This is a genomic window from Labrenzia sp. THAF187b, from assembly GCF_009363375.1.
Lineage (GTDB): Bacteria > Pseudomonadota > Alphaproteobacteria > Rhizobiales > Stappiaceae > Roseibium > Roseibium algicola.
This window is the reverse complement of the sequence record NZ_CP045345.1, coordinates 263,705-280,805: the sequence shown is the minus strand read 5'-3', so window position 1 is coordinate 280,805 and position 17,101 is coordinate 263,705. Positions and strand designations below refer to the sequence as shown.

The following is a 17,101-nucleotide window of genomic DNA, read 5'->3' as shown; positions in this document are numbered from 1 at the left end:
TCAGTCCTTTGCGATCATCAGCTTGAGCCCCGCCGCCTCGATTTCCTTCGCCGCATCTCCGGCCGGCCGGTCATCCGTGATGATCCAGTCGAACCGATCCAGATCGGCAAGGGTATGAAGTGCGGTGCGTCCGAAACGCGTGTGATTGACGAGCAGGCAACGCCGAGACGCAGCACCCATCATCTTTTGCTTGGAACGAACGACGTTGTCGTCCATGTGAAAGGCCTTGAGGTCCGCTACGGCCGGGGTCGACACGAAAGCGATATCCGCGCGCAACTGCGACAGCGCCGCTTCGGTAACGACGCCGAAAAAGCCGTTGAACTTGGCCGAATAGACGCCGCCGAGGCCCAAAAGGGTTATGCCGGGCTCATCCCGCAAACCATCGAGAATGGCGGCGTTGTTGGTGATGACCGTCAGCGGCCGCTTTTCCGGCAGCATCGAGCCGAGCACTGCGGCCATCGAACCGTCGTTGATCATCACGGTCATGCCGGGCTCGATCAGCTCGAGCGCCGCACGGGCCATCCGCTCCTTCGCGGCCGCGTCCTGGCGGGCCCGGATGCGGAAGTCGCTTTCGAACTGCGTTCCTGAATCCGCAGTGGCACCCCCGCGCACCTTGCGCAGCACGCCGGCCTGTTCGAGCTCGTCCAGATCCCGGTGAATTGTCATTTTCGAGACGGCAAATCGCTCCGCAAGGTCGTCGAGATCGACTTCCCTGTGTTCCACGAGCAGATCCATGATCGCCTGTCTTCGTTCTTCGCGTTTCACGCAAATCCTCCTCGTCCGGCGTTCACCGGATGCTTGATACCTAACATCACAAAATCACAAAATCAAAGTTATTTTGTGATTTTGTGATTTATTTTTGTGACTTCCTCCGCTACGCCTATGCCGTAAGCGCAGAGGAGGACCTCATGACTACAGACACATTTCTATCGTCGAAAGCAGCCCTGGACCCGGAAAATTTCAAACTCGCCAACTGTATTCGGGCGTTGTCCATAGATGCCGTCGAGGCAGCCGCTTCCGGACATCCGGGCGCGCCCATGGGTCTCGCGGATGCAGCGACCGTGCTGTTCCGCAAACACCTGAAGTTTGACGCGAAAACACCGGACTGGCCGGACAGGGACCGGTTTGTGCTGTCAAACGGTCATGCCTCCATGCTCCTCTACAGCCTGCTGCACCTGTGCGGCTATGAAGACATGACGATCGAGGAGATCCGAAATTTCCGGCAGTGGGGCTCGATAACCGCAGGTCATCCCGAGCATGGTCACGCCAAAGGCGTCGAAACCACCACCGGCCCTCTTGGCCAGGGCATTGCGACCGCTGTCGGCATGGCCCTGGCCGAACGGCGTCTTGCAGATGAGTTCGGTGATGAACTCGTAGATCACAACACTTATGTGATCGTCGGTGACGGGTGTCTTCAGGAAGGCATCGGTCAGGAAGCGATCAGCCTTGCCGGTCATCTGGGCCTTGGCAAATTGATCGTTCTCTACGACGACAATTCCATCACCATCGACGGCCCAACCAGCGTTTCCTTTTCCGAGGATGTTCCCGCCCGCTTCGCAGCCTGTGGCTGGCATGTGCAAACGTGCGACGGACATGACGGTTCTGCAGTCGACGCCGCACTGACCGCAGCCAAGGCAGCCACCGACAAGCCCTCGATGATCGCCCTGAAAACGGTGATCGGCTTTGGCTCCCCCAACAAGGCAGGCACCGCCGGCGTACATGGCGCGGCGCTTGGCAAGGACGAAGCGGACGCGACCAAGAAAGCTCTCGGATGGACGGCCCCTGCTTTCACCATTCCGGATGAACTCGCAGAAAGCTGGAAGAAGATCGGGATACGTGGCCAGGACAGCCGCGAGGCCTGGGAAGGCCGGCTGGCAGGTGCGCCTGAAGACAAGCGCCGCGAATTCGAAAGACGCGTGAGCGGCACCTTGCCGGCAGGCTATGAGGCTGCGGTCTCCAGTGCGCGTGACAGCCTCTTTTCAGAGCCCAGGTCCGCTGCTACCCGCAAGGCAAGCCAGATGGCTCTGGAAGCCCTTGCCCCGGCCCTGCCAGAAATGATCGGGGGATCAGCCGATCTGACCGGATCGAACCTGACCCGTGTTCCTGCCGTCAACAGCCAGTTTTCGCGCGAAGCGTCCGGCCGTTATATCGGTTACGGAGTTCGTGAATTTGCCATGGCGGCAGCCATGAACGGTCTCGCGCTGCATGGCGGCTTTCTGCCCTACGGCGGCACTTTCCTTGTCTTTTCCGACTATGCAAGGAACGCCATTCGCCTCTCGGCCCTGATGGGGCTGCGCTCCATCTATGTCATGACACATGATTCCATCGGTCTTGGCGAAGACGGCCCAACCCATCAGCCGGTCGAACATCTCCTCTCGCTGAGGGCAATCCCCAACCTGACGGTGTTCCGACCGGCAGACACGGTTGAAACGCTGGAAGCCTGGGACTGTGCCATTCGCTCCATGAATGCGCCGAGCCTTCTGGCCCTTTCCCGTCAGGCTGTCCCGCAACTGCGCCTGGAGCGGACAGAGGAAAACCTGACGGCACGCGGTGCCTATGTCATCCGCCAGTTCGGAGAGGGCCGCGACATCACGCTGATCGCGACCGGAACCGAAGTCGCACTGGCGGTCGAGGCAGCAGAGGGCCTGGCAGCAGATGGACTGGCCGTTGCGGTGGTATCGATGCCGTCGTGGGAACTGTTCGACGCCCAGCCGGACGCCTACCGCGCCGAAGTTCTCGGCACCGCCCCGCGCATTGCCATCGAGGCCGCGGGAAAACTTGGCTGGGCCCGTTATGTCGGCAGTGAAGACAATGTCATAGGCCTGAGTGGTTTCGGAGCTTCAGCCCCGGCCGAACGCCTCTACGAGGAATTCGGCATCACGAAAGAAGGGATTACCCGCAAGGCGAAGTCTCTGGCCGGCTGATCAAGCCGTCTGCGCATCCTGACCGGTCACGCTCCGGTCAGGGCATGCGCGGTGGTCTCGTCGGTGATGAGGCCACGCAGGCGTCCGCTGCGCAAGATAGCGCGAATGGCCTCGATCTTCTCAGGGCCACCTGCAATCGCGATGATCTGACTGTCGGCCCGTTCATCCAGCGTGGCCGCAAGCGTGCGGGCAGTCAGGGTCGTTTCGAGTGTCCGTCCACTGGCATCGAAAAAATGGCCGAGCATTTCACCAACGCCGCCACCGGCCTTGATTTCCTGGATCTCACTGAGTTCGATCATGCCGGACGAGACCAGCTGCGCCTGCGGCTCGACGGTGCCTATGCCGACGAGCTTGATATCGGCTGCGTTTGCCATGTCGAACACGTCCTGAACCCCGCGCTGCGCGAGCAGCACCTCCCGGTCTTCCGACGAATTGGCAAAGAAGGGCACCGGCATGACAAAAGCGCTCGCTGCCGTCTTTTCGGCCAGGCGATGCATGACGTCGTACGGATTGGCGGAAAAGTTGCGGGTCAATCCGCCGAGCAGGGACACGAACTGGACACCGCCTGCATCCATGCGGCTCATCAGACGAACAGCGTTGGAAAGCGTCCTGCCATGGCCAAGGCCAATGACCTTGTGCTCCTTGCGCTCGATTTCCCGGCGGATGAAATCCGCACCGGCCTGGCCCAGAGCCCGCAGCGGCATGCCGGGCTCGCCCAGATCCGGGGCGACATCGCAGAATTCGAGGCCAAAACGGTCGCAGAGGCTGTCCTCCAACTCGACGCATTCGATGATCGCACCATCAATGGAGACCTTCACCACCCCTTCGGCAGCCGCCTTTGCGATCAGCCGGTGCGCCTTGACCGAGGCAACCCCGAGCCGCTTTGCCACGGCCGCCTGTGTCAGTCCACCGGCGTAATGCAGCCAGGCAGCCCGCGTCGCGAGCGATTCCTCCGGGTCGATATCCCTCACCTTGCGTACCTTCCCAATAATTCGCAATGCCGCTTGCCGCCGCCAGCCGAACCGCGACGGTCACCTGATTTCAATAGCTTAGATATCGGGGCCTTGCTACCGCAAGCCCGTTGGCAAATAGCCGAAGACGCGATCAGCTAGATGTTGAGATCCTGCTGGCCCGTATCGATATGAGGTGCCCAGAAGGCAACACTCTCGGCGATCTGCGGAATGACCTGCCGGTCATTTGGCTCGCGCTCCTTGAAGCTGAGTTCCAGGCAGATCTCATTGTCCTCGGCGCCGCCTTTCGCCAAAGCTTCCAGAAGCGGCCCGGGATGGATCTGGCCGCGGGCGTTGAATTCCGCCGTAAAGGGCCGATGGCCGCTCTTGTCCAGAAGGCTCTGCTTGATGTGAATGATCGGCGACACCCGTGGAACGGCTTCGGCCCAGGCAAAGGGGTTGAAATCGTCCGGATTTGAGCTGGTCACGTCACCGTGGTCGATATCGGCCATCATCCACATCGGAATGGCCATCGGCGTGGCGGAAATTCGCTCCTGAAGGGCAAGGCAGGTCGCTATGGTCTCACCGAATTCCCGGCCAATGCTCATCGGCTCCCAGAAAACATATTCCAGACCCGCCCCCTTCGCGTGTTCGGCAACCTCCGCCCAGCAATCGATGGCGATCCTGATCAGGTCGTCCCGCCGAACCGGATCGTCGTAATCCTTGTAGGTGAAAATCGCGAACTGGGTGCCGACGGAAACGCCTCCGAGATCACCAATGATGTCGGCGAAGGTCTTGAACCAGTCTACATAATAACGCCGCACATCGGCATCTGGATGACCGAAATGATTGAGACGGCCGTAGGGGCCCGTCATACCGCTGGTCACCCGCACTCCTGTCCTGGCAAGTGACGCCGACATCTCGCGCGTCAACCGCCGGATAAGGGGCGCCGGCCAGCTGGGGTTGACGAACTCGTGCGTCAGCTGCAGGTCGCGGATCTTCAGGTCGCGTGCAACCGTCTCGATCAGATCCGCGGGATCCGCGTAGCGATTGACCAGCGGGTTTGTGTTGAGCGAAAGCGTCAGGGGCATGAAGTGTCCAGTCGTCGGGGAAATGGCAGGCGTCCGAGCCGGATATCAGGCGGCGCGTGCGGCGTATTCGGCGTTGAACCAGCTCGAGAAGGCTGCTTTTTCATCCGCACTCAGGTGCAAGCCGTGTTTGGTCCGCCGGGTCAGGATGTCATCGGCGGTCTGCGCCCATTCCTCATTGACGAGATGGCGCACCTCGGCCTCATAGAGTTGCGCGCCGAAGTGTCTGCCAAGCCCGTCCAGTGCGGTGGCCGAGCCGATTATCCGGCTGGTTCTTGCCCCGTAGCAGCGCCCGTAGTGTTTCAAAAGGGCGCGCGGCATCCACGGATAAGCCTCCCGCATCGTTTCCGAAAAGCTTTCGAAATCCGCATTCGGAATTTCGCCGCCAGGCAACGTGGCGGTTTCCGTCCAGTCGCCGCCCATCTGCGGGAAGATCCGGTCAAGCTTGTGCATCGCGCGCTCTGCAAGCTCGCGGAATGTCGTGATCTTGCCGCCGAAGACATTCAGAAGCGGGACATTGTCCGTCATGTCGAGATCGAACACATAGTCGCGCGTTACGGCAGACGGATTGCCCTTGCCGTCGTCGAACAATGGACGCACACCCGAGAAGGACGTCAGGACATCCGACCGGCGCAGCTTTGCCTTGAAGTACCTGTTCACGGCCTTGATCAGATATTCGATCTCGAATTCTTCGGCCTGCACGTCCTCGGCGCGGCCTTCATAAGCGATATCCGTGGTCCCGATCAGGGCCTTGTCGCCCTCATAGGGGTTTATGAAGATCACCCGTTTGTCGTCGTTCTGGACCAGATAGGCCTGTTGTCCCTGCCAGAACTTCGGCACGACGATATGGCTTCCCTTGACCAGCCGCACGTTCCGGCTGGAATTCGATCCGGCTACGTTCAAGATGACATCGGATACCCAGGGACCTGCCGCATTGACGATGCACCTGGCTCGAACTGTTGACGTTTCTCCGGTCTCGCTGTTGCGCAATGTTGCCAGCCAGACGCCGTTGTCGCGGCGCGCGCTGGCAACAGCCGTACGCGTGAGAACCCGGGCCCCTTTCTCGAAGGCATCCAATGCGTTGATGACAACAAGGCGGGCATCGTCGACCCAGCAGTCGGAATATTCGAAACCGCGTTTGTAATTGTCGAGGATCGGCGCGCCTTCCGGATCCCTGTGCAGATCGAGCGTCCGGGTGCCCGGCAGCTTCTTGCGGCCTCCCAGGTGATCGTAGAGAAACAAGCCGAGACGCACAAGCCAGGCCGGGCGGTCCGCCGGGCTGTGCGGCAGCACGAAGCGCATGGGCCAGATGATATGGCTGGCAGAATTCATGAGCACTTCCCGCTCGATCAGTGCTTCGCGCACGAGCCGGAATTCATAATATTCCAGATACCGCAGACCACCGTGAACCAGCTTGCCCGACCGGGATGACGTTCCTTGCGCAAGGTCGTCCTTTTCGCAGAGCCAGACGGACAGTCCCCGGCCGGCAGCGTCGCGCGCAATGCCGGCGCCATTGATGCCACCACCAATCACCAAAAGATCGATCGTCTGCGTTTCGCTCGTCATTTCATGCTCCTGTGGTGACACTGCTGGCAGGTTCCGTCTCGTCGCGGCTCTCGGTGCGCAGTTTCGCGAGCAGGTCCCATGTGCCTGCAAGATCCCTGCGAAGACCTGCAAAGACCGGGAAAATAGTCTCGTAGGACCGGACCAGGCCGGGATCGGGTGCTTCCGCCTGTCCAAGCAAGGGCGTGACCCACTCGCTGATGCAGCTGCGCATGTCCGGATAAACGCCGGTGGCAACCGCCGCCATCATTGCGGCACCCGCCGCTCCGGCCTCGTCCCGCGCCGAGACGCGAACCGGTGCGTTCACCGCAGCTGCCAGTATCTGACGTAGTGCCGGGGAGCGTGCCGCGCCTCCGGTCAACCGAAGTTCGGAAGGGAGTGCTCCCATTGCGGCGTAGCAATCACGGGCGGCCATACCGAGACCTTCCGCCACCGCACGCACCAGATCCGCGTAGCCATTTGCGGCGGAAAGCCCAGTAAATCCGGCGCGGGCGTTGGCATTGACGAAGGGGCCGCGTTCGCCAGCTTCAGAGATGTAGGGGTGATAGAGGATGGCTCCCGGCTTGCCGGCGGCAAGCCAGCCCTCGATGTGGGACACCAGATCGCGGTGAGAGACATCCTGTCCCATGCCGCGCATCACGTCCGCGGCAATGTTGAGAACCCAGTCAAGATTGAGCGTAGCCGACATGTTGGTCTGCACCTGGGTGACGATGCCCGGCACCGGTAACGCAATCACATAACCTGTGCCTTCAGCATTGAGGTGCACTTCTTCTGCTGGCTTGGCATGCATGTGCACACCGGTGGAGCCAATCGTCGAACAAGCGGCATCCGCTTCGCCCGTGTAGACACCGGCGCCAAGTGCCGTCATCACCATGTCGACGTAGCCGAGCGAAACCGGTGTCCCAGCCCGAAGGCCCGTCACCTTCGCGGCTGCATCGCTCAGCCCGTGGGTCGTTTCCGTTCCCTCGACGATCTCCGGCAGCAGATGCCGCCGGTGCCTGAGGCCGAGCGCTTCGATAGCCACATCATTATATTGCCGGGTCCGGAAATTGCCGAAAGTGAAACTAGCCTCGGACGGGTCCGTTGCCCGGACACCCGTGAGGTTCAGGTAGAGCCAGTCCTTGCAATGAAGCGCGACTTCCGCGCGGTCCAGGCTTGCCGGATCAAACCGGTCCATATGCGCAAGCTGGGCGCCTTGCTGACAGGTATTCAGCCCTGTTCCCGTTGCCTCGAACCGGGCCCGGTTCAGCGCATTTCCTTCCAGCCGGCTGACAGTAGGTGCGGCGCGGGCATCAAGCCAAAGCCAGGCGTCACCGACCGGAACATTGTCCCGCCCCACCAGCCAGGTTCCGTCTCCCTGCGCGGTCACGCCGATCGCGACAGTCCGCCCGCTCAGGCCTTCGACCAAATTACCAAGCTGTTTCAGGGCTGTGACACAGTCCTGCCAGGTTCGGCTCATGCACTGGGTCGCGGCACCTCCGGCGCCGGTGTCATAGGCATTCGTGACCGAAGCCACCGCAATCTGGGTGCCTGAAAGGTCGAACGCCACCGCTTTCACCACGGACGTGCCGGAGTCGATTCCGATAAGAATGTCGCCCTTATGCATGATGGCGTCCACCGCCCGAGCCATGCTCAAGAGCCGCTATTTCGGCTTGCATTTCATTCCTCCCAGAAAGCTTCAACTGACCGGACTCTCGCAGATCCTGACTGTTTGCACAGCCCTGCATGCGCCGTTCGGGACGAAGCTTCTGCAGTCTATATATAACACTATTATCTCATGTGCATGTATTTTTTTACTGACAACGTAATTTATTTCATCTAGAGTGATTGTCATCGGGAGGCATGCAGAAGGCATTTCTCCCGGTGCGAGGGTGGGAGCAACGTTCGCAGGAACGGGACCCTCAAACGAAAAAGCCGCGCAAGCGCGGACTGGGAGGAGAACAATGGTTTTCACGTTAGAAATGACGGTCGTCCGGAAGCGCATCGCGGATCAATGCCGCACGCAGCACCGGTCATTTGCGCATCCAGTCGCGCATAGCCGCTAAGAACGTGCTGAACGGGCGCGGTTAACGGGCGCCCGACGCATCCAGCTACTGACACGAGAAGAACATGCCGGCCGCAAGCCTTTTCGCGGCCGAACGAGAATTGCATGCCGGAGGAAGATATGGCCAAGGTCGAAACAGCAGTCGGCGGCGCCTCATTCGTGAAGCCCAGCTATGGAAAGTGGATCACGGTCGCGATCGTCGCTGTGGTGGCCGGTGCCATTGCCCTGGATACCAAGGTCGTGCGTGTCGGCTCCGAGAGCGACATTCGGCAACAGGCTTTTTCACCTGACGTCTATGGCGTGGACACTTTCCCGCGTATTCGTGACTTCGTTGCGCAGAAGGCCGTCGAAGCTAGCGAGATCGGAGCCCTGGCGCTTTCCGACAAAACAAAGCTGGCCGAAACCTACGGCACGGCTTCGTCTACCGGTTCGATCATTCCGGTGAAGTTCGAAGGTGTCGTCGGCGAAGGAAAGTCGGGACTTTACAACGTCACGATCGACGGTGTGCCGTCGGAAATCCGGGTTCGCGTCCAGACGGGTCCTGCCATCAACGGCACGGATCTTCGCGATGTCCCGGGGGATATCGCCTTCGGCGATTTCAAGAACCAGATCGAGTATCAAAACGCCGCTTCCGCCATCAACCGGGCAATGAAGCAGGTGGTGCTTGAAGGCCTCGACACGAGCGCCCTCACCGGCAAGACCATTCAGGTCACCGGCGCGTTCCGCCTGATCAATCCCAAGAACTGGCTGGTAACACCGACGGAGGTCACCGTTCGATGAACGCGATCCATCCCGTTGCCGCAGTTGAAGACGAAGTCGTGCTCGCCGCGCGTAATGTCGCCAAATCCTACGGTGCGATCCAGGCTCTGAAGGGTGTCAACTTCGACATTCACCGTGGCCAGGTCACCACCCTTTTCGGTGAAAACGGCGCCGGCAAGTCGACCCTGATGCGCATCCTGTCCGGCATCACGACGCCGACGACGGGTGAAATCATCCTGGATGGCGCACCGATCACCTTTGCCTCGGCCACCGAAGCCCGAGACAGAGGCATCTCCATCATCCACCAGGAGCTGAGCCTGGCGCCGAACCTTTCCGTGCGGGACAACATCTTCATGGGCCGTGAAATTCGCGGACCGATGGGGGTCGACTTCGCGGAGGAAGAACGCCAGACGCGAGCGCTGATGGTGGAGCTGGAAGAGGATATCGACCCGCTGACGCCGGTTGAGGATTTGCGCCTCGGCCAGCAGCAAATCGTCGAAATTGCCCGTGCGCTTTCATATGACAGCCGCATCCTGATCATGGACGAGCCAACCTCTGCCCTGTCCGCATCGGAAGTGGAAGTGCTGTTCAAGGTCATTCGCGACCTGACGAGCCGCGGCGTTTCCATCGTCTATATTTCCCATCACCTGGAAGAAGCGCTCCAGATCACCGATCACGCGGTTGTCCTGCGGGACGGCGTGATGACCGCCTATGCGCCACGCAGCGATATCGACCTGGAATGGATCGTCCGCAACATGGTGGGCGAGAACTATGATCTCGGCTCACCACCGACCGGTTACGAATTTGGCGAAACCGCCCTTTCCATTCGCAATCTGACCGTCGCCGACCCGTCAGGCGCGGATTACAACGTGGTCGACGACCTGTCGCTTGACGTGAAAGCCGGCGAGATCGTCTGCATCTATGGATTGATGGGCGCCGGACGCACCGAACTTCTGGAAACCGTCGCCGGGCGGTTGAAGCAGGAGACGGGAGACATCCTCCTGAACGGCGGCAATGTCTCGCCACTCTCGATCGGCCAGAGAATTGCCAACGGTCTCGCGCTTGTTCCCGAGGACCGGCAGAAGGACGGCCTCGTCCAGACAATGACGGTCGGCCAGAACCTGTCGCTTGCCTCCATCATGGATTTCACGCGCGGCATCTTCACGTCCAGAAAGCTGGAATCCGATCTCATCGAAACCAGCATCCGCAAGGTCACCGTCAAGACCTCCGGACCGGACGCGGCGATTGGTTCGCTGTCTGGCGGCAACCAGCAGAAGGTCGTGATCGGCAAGATCCTGGCCACCGAGCCGAAGGTGATCATGCTCGACGAGCCAAGCCGCGGCATCGATATCGGCGCCAAGGCGGAAGTGTTCCGGCTCCTGGCCGAACGTGCCCGCGAAGGTCTGGCCGTCATCTACTCGACCTCGGAAGTCGGCGAATGCCTGTCCATCGCCCACCGCATCATCGTCATGCACCGGAGCCGGATCTCGGCGGAATTCGATTCAACCATCAGCAAGGAAAAGATCATGGCCGCCTCCGGCGAAGCCGTGGTCGCCTGACGGAGATCAGATCATGAGCGTTACGAGCGCCAACACGCAACCGGTCGCCAAGAACCGCCAGTCCCGCGAGCACAATATAGGACGGCTCCTTCTCGAAGGCCGCGCTTTCTTCGCCCTTATCGCGATCATTGCCGTTTTCTCGTTCCTGTCGCCGCATTATTTCACGGTCGGGAACTTCCTGATCATGTCCTCGCATGTGGCGATCTACGGCATTCTGGCCATCGGCATGCTGTTGGTGATCCTGAACGGCGGCATCGACCTTTCGGTCGGCTCCATTCTGGCCCTGTCCGGTGTCATTGCCGGCTTCCAGATGCAGGGCATCGTTCTGGATGCCTTCGGCGTCATCGTCTATCCGCCGGTCTGGGCGGTGGTCGTCATTACCTGTGTCGTCGGGGCGCTGGTTGGCGCGGTGAACGGGATCCTGATTGCCTGGTTCCGCGTTCCGGCCTTCGTGGCAACGCTCGGCGTCATGTATGTCGCCCGCGGTATCGCCCTGTTGATGACCAACGGCCTCACCTACAACAACCTGTCAGGCGATCCTGCGCTTGGAAACACCGGTTTCGACTGGCTTGGTTTCAACCGTCTGTTCGGCGTGCCGATCAGTGTTCTGGTGCTGGCGGCACTTGCGATCGTTGCCGGTCTGATGCTCAGCCGTTCCGCCTTCGGTCGCTGGCTCTACGCTTCCGGCGGCAATGCCCATGCGGCTGATCTTTCCGGCGTTCCCGTCAAGAAGGTGCAAGTGTCGGTCTATACGCTCTCCGGCATTCTTGCGGCCATCGCAGGTCTTGTTCTCTCGTCCCAGCTGACATCCGCTGGCCCGACTGCGGGAACGACCTACGAGCTGACCGCAATTGCTGCTGTGGTGATCGGTGGCGCAGCCCTGACCGGTGGCCGAGGCACCGTCCGAGGCACCATGCTGGGTGCCTTCGTCATCGGCTTCCTGTCCGACGGCCTCGTGATCATCGGCGTCTCGTCCTACTGGCAGACCGTCTTCACCGGCGCCGTGATCGTGCTCGCCGTCCTGATGAACTCCATCCAGTACGGCGGCGCCCGAAAGAAGTAGCCACCGCCTCGATCAGATTTCGCCGCTCCCGGAGGACTTAGGGAGCGGGAATACCCGCCAATTGGCGACCCCCATTCACGCTAAGGGAGGAATACTCGATGTTGAAATTTACCAGACGGACCCTGCTTGCCGCTGCCGCCGTCCTGCCGATGATTGCAAGCCCGGCTCTTGCCGACGGCCTGATCTCGATCATCGTCAACGACCCGGCCAACCCCTACTGGTACACCGAAGGCCATGTGGCAAAGGCTACTGCGGAAGAACTCGGTTACGAGGCCCAGGTCAGCGCCCATAAAGGTGACACCAACACCGAAAGCACCCTGATCGATACCGCGATCACCAACCAGTCCAAGGCAATCATTCTCGACCCGGCCAACGCAGACGGTTCCGTCGGCGCGGTGAAGAAGGCCGTGGCCGCCGGCATTCCGGTGTTCCTCATAAACGCTGAAATCAACCAGGAAGGCCTTGCCCAGGCACAGCTCGTTTCCAACAACGCCCAGGGCGCTGCAATCGGTGCGCAGCAGTGGGTGGAAGCCGTTGGTGAAGAGGGCAAATACGTCGAGCTCTTCGGTGCGCCGTCCGACAACAACGCAGCGACCCGTTCCAACGGTTTTGAAACCGTGCTGACCCAGTATCCGGATCTGGAAAAGGCAGCGCAGGAAGTCGCCAACTGGGACCGTACCCAGGGCTATCAGAAGATGCAGTCCATGCTTCAGGCCAATCCGGACATCATCGGCGTCATTTCCGGCAACGATGAAATGGCTCTCGGCGCAATCGCCGCCTTGAAGGAAGCCGGCAAGCTTGACCAGGTGAAGGTCGGCGGCTTTGACGGTTCACCGGACGCGGTCGCTGCCATCCGTGCTGGCGAACTTCAGTACACCGTGCTGCAGCCGGTTGCAGTCTTCTCCGCCGAAGCAATCCGCCAGGCCGACAAGTACATCAAGACCGGCTCCACTGGCGCTGAAAGCGAAAAACAGCTCTTCGATTGCGTGCTGATCACGGCCGACAACGTCGACAAGGTCACGGCGGCCTTTACCCTGACCCAATAATACCTCCCCACCTGACGGAGGCATCGCAAGGTGCCTCCGCTTTTTTCCGGGCAACCGGACCGCAACGCTGCCACTTTGCCAAATTCAGACTTTGACGTTAAGTGAAGCTGATCGAGCAGCAGCAGAAGCGACACAGCGTGGCATCGGACAACACCAGTTCCCCCGGAAACCGGCCCCACCTTCCCACCGACAGCCGACAGGCGCGCCAGATTGCGCGCAGGCGTTTGATCGCCGACTACGTCAACAGCCGCCAGAGTGCGCGCATCGACGAGATTTCGAAACGCTTCGGCATCAGCCTGATGACGGTCCATCGCGATATCGACACGCTGGTCGAGGACGGGCTTGTCTCGAAGTCCCGCGGTGTGATCACCTCCAGAACCAGTGCTGCTGGTTTACCTGAACCGGCTGAAACCGCGGCAACTGACGCCGGCCACTATCAGGCGATCGCAGCGGTCGCTGCGGATCTGATCCAGCCCGGCCAGACCGTTCTTCTCGCAGGCTCCCCGATTCTCAGGCACGCAGCCAGGTACCTCGCCAGCAAGGTGCCGCTCACCATCGTGACCAACTCCCTCGATCTGATGAACGATTTCCGCGAGCTTCCCGATATTTCTCTCATCGGGCTCGGCGGGACATTCAAATCCTGGTCTGGCTGTTTCCACGGTCCGCAAACGATCCGGGAAATCAACGACATCGATGCGGATGCGGCGATTGTCTCTGCGGATGCGATCTTCGAGGAAAAGACCTTCTACGAGACCGAAGAAGACCTGGCTGTTCGGAAAGCGATGCAGGAAAAGGCTAGACGGAACATCCTGGTTGCCAGCCATGGGTTGTTCGACAAGAAGGCCTTTTACGGTGGCAATGATCTTCGTGACTACGACGCGGTGGTCGTGAATACCGCCGTTCCCCCGCTGCTTGTCGACCGAATGCTGTCCAGAAAAATCGACGTCCGGCTTGCCTGAGATCCTCTCGAAAATTCTTGTCTCCAGACAATCGTAACATTGTCGTCTTTTGTTGCAAGGAAATGACAAATGTTACTTAATGTTGCCAAAAGTCAGATTCACTTTTCGGCAATTGGACTATCGGCCGAAATCGTGCAATTCAGATCGGCAACAAAGGGGGGAGCGGTCATGACAATGGAACCGTCTCGAGAGATCAACCGCCGCGTACCTGCGGAGTTTGACGATGTCGTCGTCTGGGCAGCCTGGCTTTATTACGAAGAATCGCTCAACCAGAGCGACATTGCCGGCATCATCGGTGTCTCGCGCGCGACCATCGTGAACTATCTTCAGGAAGCACGAGAGCGGGGTGTCGTTCGCATCGCCATGGATGCGGGCGTCATGGCACGTTCCGACCTCTCGCGGGAGATATGCGAACGCTTTGGCCTCAGCGAAACGCTGGTGGTGCAGCATCAACCCGGCGCGGATGCCCAGACACGGCTATTGACCCTTGGTGCAGCCGGTGCGCGCCAGCTGGAGCGGATGATCGACCCCGGTGAGATCCTCTGTGTTTCCTGGGGCAAGACTGTTCTTGCGGTTGCCGATGCGTTGAAACCCATGAGCGACGTCGACGGGGTCACGGTGGTTCAGGTGACAGGAGCAGCGACCAGCAAGCGCGACTTTTCGGCAGAACTCTGCACCGCAATCATGGCCCGTAAGCTTGGTGCGATCAGCATGAACCTGAATGCACCGGCTGTTCTGTCCAGTGCAGACCTGTGCCAGGCGCTGCGACGGGAACCTGCCCTCGAACGCCAGTTCGACATGATCCGGCAAGCCCGTACGATCGTTTTCGGGCTCGGCGGCCTTGGGCCGGAAAGCACCATCCGCTTTGCCGACATCGCGACGGACGAGGAAATCGACGCCTACGGTGAAGACGGCGCGAAAGCCGTTCTGATCTGCCGGTTCCTCGATGAGGAGGGCAATCAGATAACGCGGGAATTCGACAAGCGCATGATGGGGATCGAACTCGACGAACTGCGCACCATTCCACGCCGACTTTGCGTGGCAGGCGGATTGTCAAAGCTCGAGGCAATCCGCGCAACGCTGAAGGGTGGCTATGCAACCCATTTTGTCACCGACCTGGAAACGGCGCGGGCCCTCCTCAAGGGCTGAGGCCCGCGCGTTCTGTCTGTCAGGCAAGAACCTTTGCCGAATTCATGAAGTTGACAGTGTCCTCGAAGCTCTTGATGCCTGCGTCAGACCCGAGCCCCGTCGCCACAAGCGCCGCCGAGGCCTGCGCAAAGTTCAGCGCGGTCTTCAGATCCATCTTGTGGTGAAGGGCCGTGATGAACCCTGCATCGAAGGCGTCGCCGCAGCCGGTCGTGTCCACGACGGAAATCTCGAACGCAGGCTGGCGGACAAACTCGCCCTTGTGATCCATGAAGCAGACGCCGTCACCGCCGAGCGTGAAGACACATTGCTTGACGCCGCGATCCAGGAAAAAACGTCCTGCTTCCTGGATGTCACCTGCACCGGAAATCAGACGGGCTTCTTCGATCGACGGCATGAAATAATCGACATTCGGAAGCAGCGGCAGGAGCAGATCGATTGTGTTTTCGTTGGCTCCCAGCAGATCGAAGGTGACCGTGCGGCCACGTTTCTTGGCCTCCGCCAGAAGTCTCGCGCTCGGCTCGCCGTCCAGTTTGGCTAGCAGTCCGGTTCCACCCAGGTGAATGATTGACGGCGCCAGAACGGCATCAAGCATGTCGGTGGGAACATCGAAATGATCGGACGCGCCGCGCTGGTGCAGGGCCGGACGGTCGCCGTTGCGACGCACGTTCAGGATGGTTGCCGAAGTCGGCACGCCCTCGAGCCGCTGCATCAAGCTCGTGTCGACCTTGAACCGGCCGAGTGTCGACAGCACGAAGTCGGCCTTTTCATCGTCGCCGACCGCTCCGACGGCCAGACAGTTCAGCCCGAGTTTCGCCAGATCGATCACCGTACCGCCCGCGGTACCGGCAACCGTCAACCGAATTTCGTCGATGAATTCGACATTGCCGCCCTCGGGGATGGCATCGACCGGACGACCGAGAACGTCAAGAATGTAAAGGCCTATGACAGCAGCATCGTGGCTCATTTTTCCTCCCGGGAAAGTATGTTTCAGGCGCGGTTGCGCAATGCGAAGATCGTGCCCGCCAGCAGGATGAAGGCGCCGATGATGGCGAGTTGAAGCGTGCTGGGGATACCGATGAAGACAAGAACGTTGCTGACCAGAGTGATCAGGACAACGCCGAGCAGTGTGCCGACCACGGTTCCCGAACCACCGGTGATCTTGGCGCCGCCGAGCACCACTGCCGCGATGATTTCCAGTTCCATGCCTGCAAGGTCGAACGGGTTGGCAAGCCGGTTCGAAGCGACATGCACGATACCAGCGACACCAGCCAGAAGGCCAGCCCAGCCGAAGACAAACAACCGGACATAGAACAGATTGAAACCGAGGCGCTCGGCAATGCCCGGATTGCCGCCAGCCGCGAAGATCGCCCGTCCCATGAGCGTTCTTTCCAGGATGAACCAGGTCGCAAAAGCCGCGGCCACAAGCACCAGCACTGTTACCGGCAGGGTCGAGATCACACCATTGGTGCCATGCCACGTGATCAGCGAGGCTTTCCCGAAGCCATCCATTGCGGCCGGAATATTCATGAACAGGGCCGTTCCGATGAACGTCAGCAGGAAACTGCGAATGAAGTACTGGGTGCCGATGGTGACGATCAGCGAAGGCGTGCGCAGCGCATGGACCAGAAGCCCGTTGACCACGCCGAAAGCGGCTCCTCCGGCGGCGGCCAGCGGCAGGATCACCCAGATCGGCATGCCCGGAAACACATTCGTGACCAGCATGGTCAGCGCGTACATGACGAAGGCGGCAATCGCGGTAAACGATACATCGATCCCGCCGGCGGCAAGAACGGCAAGCACGCCCATTGCAAAGATGCCGCGGACCACCGAGGCCCGCAGAATGTCGAAGAGATTGTTGACCGCAAGAAAATCCGGATTGGCAATCGCAACGCCGATCACCGTCAGAATGACGAGTGCAAGCGTGAACAGCTCCGGTCTGCGGCCCATCAGATCCCAGATGCGCTTGAACACGCCGGGTCCGCTGTTGGTAAGGGTCA

The 17,101-nt window shown here is 60.3% G+C and carries 14 protein-coding genes; 7 read left to right on the top strand and 7 right to left on the bottom strand.

Annotated features, from left to right (window positions below; all coding sequences use genetic code 11):
* A complete protein-coding gene (locus tag FIV03_RS29135) occupies positions 1–765 on the bottom strand; it encodes a DeoR/GlpR family DNA-binding transcription regulator (protein WP_152512286.1) in 765 nt (254 codons plus the stop codon).
* A gap of 143 nt (positions 766–908) precedes the next feature.
* On the opposite strand from FIV03_RS29135, the gene tkt reads away from it, so the two are divergent.
* On the top strand, positions 909–2,924 hold the full coding sequence (tkt, locus tag FIV03_RS29130) for a transketolase (protein ID WP_152512285.1): 2,016 nt from the start codon (positions 909–911) through the stop codon (positions 2,922–2,924).
* Between the two features lie 26 nt (positions 2,925–2,950).
* On the opposite strand, the gene FIV03_RS29125 is transcribed toward tkt, so the two are convergent.
* The 4 genes from FIV03_RS29125 to FIV03_RS29110 all read right to left on the bottom strand — a co-directional run bounded on the left by FIV03_RS29125 (position 2,951) and on the right by FIV03_RS29110 (position 8,134).
* Positions 2,951–3,886: a sugar-binding transcriptional regulator gene (locus FIV03_RS29125; protein ID WP_055661105.1), complete on the bottom strand. Its 936-nt coding sequence runs from the start codon at positions 3,884–3,886 to the stop codon at positions 2,951–2,953.
* 146 nt (positions 3,887–4,032) lie between these two features.
* A complete protein-coding gene (locus tag FIV03_RS29120) occupies positions 4,033–4,965 on the bottom strand; it encodes a TIM barrel protein (protein WP_152512284.1) in 933 nt (310 codons plus the stop codon).
* 45 nt (positions 4,966–5,010) lie between these two features.
* Positions 5,011–6,528: a glycerol-3-phosphate dehydrogenase gene (locus FIV03_RS29115; protein WP_152512283.1), complete on the bottom strand. Its 1,518-nt coding sequence runs from the start codon at positions 6,526–6,528 to the stop codon at positions 5,011–5,013.
* Between the two features lies 1 nt (position 6,529).
* On the bottom strand, positions 6,530–8,134 hold the full coding sequence (locus tag FIV03_RS29110; RefSeq protein WP_152512484.1) for an FGGY-family carbohydrate kinase: 1,605 nt from the start codon (positions 8,132–8,134) through the stop codon (positions 6,530–6,532).
* A gap of 540 nt (positions 8,135–8,674) precedes the next feature.
* On the opposite strand from FIV03_RS29110, the gene FIV03_RS29105 reads away from it, so the two are divergent.
* The 6 genes from FIV03_RS29105 (at position 8,675) to FIV03_RS29080 (ending at position 15,104) form a co-directional block, all read left to right on the top strand.
* Positions 8,675–9,349, top strand: a complete 675-nt coding sequence (locus FIV03_RS29105) for a DUF2291 domain-containing protein (protein WP_286202320.1) — start codon at positions 8,675–8,677, stop codon at positions 9,347–9,349.
* The gene (locus tag FIV03_RS29100; protein ID WP_152512282.1) at positions 9,346–10,887 is read left to right on the top strand and encodes a sugar ABC transporter ATP-binding protein; all 1,542 of its coding nucleotides are present in this window, start codon (positions 9,346–9,348) and stop codon (positions 10,885–10,887) included. The genes FIV03_RS29105 and FIV03_RS29100 overlap by 4 nt, the downstream gene beginning before the upstream one ends.
* 13 nt (positions 10,888–10,900) lie before the next feature.
* A complete protein-coding gene (locus FIV03_RS29095) occupies positions 10,901–11,950 on the top strand; it encodes an ABC transporter permease (protein WP_152512281.1) in 1,050 nt (349 codons plus the stop codon).
* 98 nt (positions 11,951–12,048) lie between these two features.
* Entirely contained in the window at positions 12,049–12,996 is a 948-nt protein-coding gene (locus FIV03_RS29090; RefSeq protein ID WP_023001437.1) for a D-ribose ABC transporter substrate-binding protein, read from the top strand.
* Between the two features lie 101 nt (positions 12,997–13,097).
* Positions 13,098–13,955 carry a DeoR/GlpR family DNA-binding transcription regulator gene (locus FIV03_RS29085; protein WP_152512280.1) on the top strand — a complete coding sequence of 286 codons (858 nt, stop codon included), beginning with the start codon at positions 13,098–13,100 and terminating at the stop codon, positions 13,953–13,955.
* A gap of 168 nt (positions 13,956–14,123) precedes the next feature.
* Positions 14,124–15,104 (top strand): sugar-binding transcriptional regulator, encoded by a 981-nt coding sequence (locus FIV03_RS29080; RefSeq protein ID WP_152512279.1) that lies wholly within the window; start codon positions 14,124–14,126, stop codon positions 15,102–15,104.
* Between the two features lie 19 nt (positions 15,105–15,123).
* On the opposite strand, the gene FIV03_RS29075 is transcribed toward FIV03_RS29080, so the two are convergent.
* Together FIV03_RS29075 and FIV03_RS29070 are read right to left on the bottom strand one after the other, a co-directional pair.
* Entirely contained in the window at positions 15,124–16,068 is a 945-nt protein-coding gene (locus FIV03_RS29075) for a sugar kinase (protein WP_152512278.1), read from the bottom strand.
* 23 nt (positions 16,069–16,091) lie between these two features.
* Positions 16,092–17,051 carry an ABC transporter permease gene (locus FIV03_RS29070; protein ID WP_286202349.1) on the bottom strand — a complete coding sequence of 320 codons (960 nt, stop codon included), beginning with the start codon at positions 17,049–17,051 and terminating at the stop codon, positions 16,092–16,094.
* Positions 17,052–17,101: the final 50 nt, after the last annotated feature.